Genomic DNA, 429 nt, shown 5'->3' with positions numbered 1-429 from the left:
GATCTCCGCGACGATCGCGAACGGCGGCACGCAGATGGAACCGCACCTCGTGAAGAACGTCGTCGACTCCGACCTCGACGTCATCTCCTCGACCGACCCGAAGATCATGTCCAAGCCCATCTCATCGGACACGGCCGGCAGCCTCAAGACGATGATGGAAGCGGTCGTCAACAACGGCACCGGCAAGCTCGCCGCCGTCGACGGCTACCAGGTCGCGGGCAAGACGGGCACGGCGCAGGGCGACACGAGCAAGGCCGCCGACCTGTGGTTCACCGGTTTCGCACCGGCGAACGACCCCAAGATCGCGCTCGCGCTCGTGCTCGAGAACGGCGGCGATCAGGGCGTCGAGACCCTCGCCGGCGAGGTCGCCGCACCCGCCGCGCAACAGATCTTCGAGGCGGCCCTGCGATGACACCTGCGATTCCCGTC

The 429-nt window shown here is 67.4% G+C and carries 1 protein-coding gene; it reads left to right on the top strand.

Features of this window, described 5'->3' with window-relative positions; genetic code table 11:
• A partial coding sequence (locus GO615_RS30005) for a penicillin-binding transpeptidase domain-containing protein (protein WP_281358766.1) occupies positions 1–412 on the top strand: 412 nt, incomplete at its 5' end.
• Positions 413–429 lie beyond the last annotated feature (17 nt).

It is taken from the genome of Aromatoleum evansii (assembly GCF_012910805.1).
Classification (GTDB): Bacteria; Pseudomonadota; Gammaproteobacteria; order Burkholderiales; family Rhodocyclaceae; genus Aromatoleum; species Aromatoleum evansii.
The sequence above is the reverse complement of the archived record's forward strand: the minus strand, read 5'-3'. Positions and strand labels throughout refer to the sequence as shown.